This is a genomic window from Trujillonella humicola (genome assembly GCF_046233715.1).
In the GTDB taxonomy this organism is placed as follows: domain Bacteria; phylum Actinomycetota; class Actinomycetes; order Mycobacteriales; family Geodermatophilaceae; genus Trujillonella; species Trujillonella humicola.
The window spans coordinates 1-3,491 of the sequence record NZ_JBJNRJ010000107.1 but is presented as its reverse complement, the minus strand read 5'-3'; the positions used below and the strand labels follow the sequence as shown (position 1 = coordinate 3,491).

Here is a 3,491-nt window from a genome sequence, read left to right as displayed (position 1 = left end):
GTGTGTGGGGGGTCGTTCGTTCAGAGCTGCACAGTGGACGCGGAGAACTTCGACAGGTCACGGTGTTCGTGGTGTGAAGTGGGTTGTGTGGTCAAGCCCTCGGCCTATTAGTACCGGTCAGCTCCACACCTCGCGGTGCTTCCACTTCCGGCCTATCAACCCGCTGGTCTGGGCGGGGGCCTTACCCCATTGACTGGGTGAGAGACCTCATCTCGAAGCGAGCTTCCCGCTTAGATGCTTTCAGCGGTTATCCCTGCCGAACGTAGCCAACCAGCAGTGCACCTGGCGGTACAACTGGCACACCAGAGGTTCGTCCGTCCCGGTCCTCTCGTACTAGGGACAGCTCTTCTCAAGTCTCTTACGCGCACGGCGGATAGGGACCGAACTGTCTCACGACGTTCTAAACCCAGCTCGCGTACCGCTTTAATGGGCGAACAGCCCAACCCTTGGGACCTACTCCAGCCCCAGGATGCGACGAGCCGACATCGAGGTGCCAAACCATCCCGTCGATATGGACTCTTGGGGAAGATCAGCCTGTTATCCCCGGGGTACCTTTTATCCGTTGAGCGACACCGCTTCCACATGCCGGTGCCGGGTCACTAGTCCCAGCTTTCGCTCCTGCTCGACCCGTCGGTCTCGCAGTCAAGCTCCCTTGTGCACTTGCACTCGACACCTGATTGCCAACCAGGCTGAGGGAACCTTTGGGCGCCTCCGTTACATTTTGGGAGGCAACCGCCCCAGTTAAACTACCCACCTGACACTGTCCCTGATCCGGATCACGGACCGAGGTTAGACATCCAATTCGACCAGAGTGGTATTTCAACGGCGACTCCACGAACACTGGCGTGCCCGCTTCACAGTCTCCCACCTATCCTACACAAGCCGAACCGAACACCAATATCAAGCTATAGTGAAGGTCCCGGGGTCTTTCCGTCCTGCCGCGCGTAACGAGCATCTTTACTCGTAGTGCAATTTCGCCGAGCCTGTGGTTGAGACAGCTGAGAAGTCGTTACGCCATTCGTGCAGGTCGGAACTTACCCGACAAGGAATTTCGCTACCTTAGGATGGTTATAGTTACCACCGCCGTTTACTGGCGCTTGAGTTCTGAGCTTCGCCTTGCGGCTAACCCGTCCCCTTAACGTTCCAGCACCGGGCAGGCGTCAGTCCGTATACATCGTCTTACGACTTCGCACGGACCTGTGTTTTTAGTAAACAGTCGCTTCTCACTGGTCTCTGCGGCCACCCCCCGCTGCCCACTGCAAGAGTGATGACGGGAAGCGGCCCCCCTTCTCCCGAAGTTACGGGGGCATTTTGCCGAGTTCCTTAACCACAGTTCGCTCGATCGCCTCGGTATTCTCTACCTGACCACCTGAGTTGGTTTGGGGTACGGGCCGCTCGGAACTCGCTAGAGGCTTTTCTCGGCAGCATAGGATCATCCCATTCGCCTCATTCGGCTATGCGTCAGGCCTCACCCTCGTGTCCGACGGATTTACCTATCGGACGGGCCACACCCTTGCACCGGTACTACCACTCACCGGTAGGACTACCTTCCTGCGTCACCCCATCGCTTGCCTACTACCAGTCCAGGTCCCCAGCTAGCCCGGATCAGCCACAAGGGCCTCACCGGATTCGGTGGGTTAGTATCGCTGGGTTCAGCATGGGCGTTCCTTCGCGGGTACGGGAATATCAACCCGTTGTCCATCGACTACGCCTGTCGGCCTCGCCTTAGGTCCCGACTCACCCTGGGCGGATTAGCCTGGCCCAGGAACCCTTGGTCTTCCGGCGGGGGAGTTTCTCACTCCCCTCTCGCTACTCATGCCTGCATTCTCACTCGTGTGGCGTCCACGGCTGGATTCCTCCGCCGCTTCCACCGCCACACGACGCTCCCCTACCCACCCACACACCTGGCCGGCCCCCACGAAGGGAACCGGCGGGCTACGTGTGAGTGCCACGGCTTCGGCGGTGTGCTTGAGCCCCGCTACATTGTCGGCGCGGAACCACTTGACCAGTGAGCTATTACGCACTCTTTCAAGGGTGGCTGCTTCTAAGCCAACCTCCTGGTTGTCTCTGCGATCCCACATCCTTTTCCACTTAGCACACGCTTAGGGGCCTTAGCCGATGATCTGGGCTGTTTCCCTCTCGACTACGAACCTTATCGCCCGCAGTCTCACTGCCACGCTCTCACTTACCGGCATTCGGAGTTTGGTTGACGTCAGTAACCTTGTGGGGCCCATCGGCCATCCAGTGCTCTACCTCCGGCAAGAAACACGCGACGCTGCACCTAAATGCATTTCGGGGAGAACCAGCTATCACCGAGTTTGATTGGCCTTTCACCCCTACCCACAGCTCATCCCCCAGGTTTTCAACCCTGGTGGGTTCGGTCCTCCACGCGGTCTTACCCGCGCTTCAACCTGGCCATGGGTAGATCACTCGGCTTCGGGTCTAGAGCACGCGACTCGATCGCCCTGTTCGGACTCGCTTTCGCTACGGCTACCCCACACGGGTTAACCTCGCCACGTACCACTAACTCGCAGGCTCATTCTTCAAAAGGCACGCAATCACCGTGCACCCGAAGGTGCTGCGGCTCTCACGGCTTGTAGGCACACGGTTTCAGGTACTATTTCACTCCCCTCCCGGGGTACTTTTCACCTTTCCCTCACGGTACTCGTCCGCTATCGGTCACCAGGGAGTATTCAGGCTTAGCGGGTGGTCCCGCCAGATTCACACCGAATTTCACGGGCTCGGTGCTACTTGGGAAACACGCTCGGGAGGACGGTGATTTTCGTGTACGGGGCTCTCACCCTCTACGGCGACCCGTTCCAGCAGGCCTTCCACTAATCAACCGTCTTTCTGACTCCCCGTGCCCTCGGCAGAAGACACTGAGCGGTCCCACGACCCCGTCCCCACAACGCCTGCCGGCTATCACATGGAAACGGTTTAGCCTCATCCGCTTTCGCTCGCCACTACTCACGGAATCACTGTTGTTTTCTCTTCCTGTGGGTACTGAGATGTTTCACTTCCCCACGTTCCCTCCACACGCCCTATGTGTTCAGGCGCGGGTCACACCACATGACTGGTGCGGGGTTCCCCCATTCGGACATCCTCGGATCAACGCTCGGTTGGCAGCTCCCCGAGGCTTATCGCAGCCTCCTACGTCCTTCATCGGCTCCTGGTGCCCAGGCATCCACCGTGTGCCCTTAACAACTTGGCCACACAAAACCTACAAACCACGAACCCCCACCCGACACCCACCAACCCTTCCGAAGAAGGACCAGCAGGCACCCGAGCAAGGGGTCCGGAACTGTTGAAGATGCTCGCGTCCACTGTGCAGTTCTCAACGAACGACCGGCGACACCCCTTGCACCCGACCCCGCCAACCCCACCCGCCCGCAGGCAGTGAGTGGTACGAGATCCCAAGAGGCCCCGGCGAAGAAACCCCACCCCCGGCCACCGGCCGGCACGTGAGCCCGTTCCTTCAGGACCCAACAGCG

At 59.4% G+C, this 3,491-nt stretch carries 1 rRNA gene; it reads right to left on the bottom strand.

Going from position 1 to position 3,491, the window contains the following annotated elements:
• Positions 1-87: 87 nt before the first annotated feature.
• A 23S ribosomal RNA gene (locus ACK586_RS25225) occupies positions 88-3,211 on the bottom strand.
• Positions 3,212-3,491: the final 280 nt, after the last annotated feature.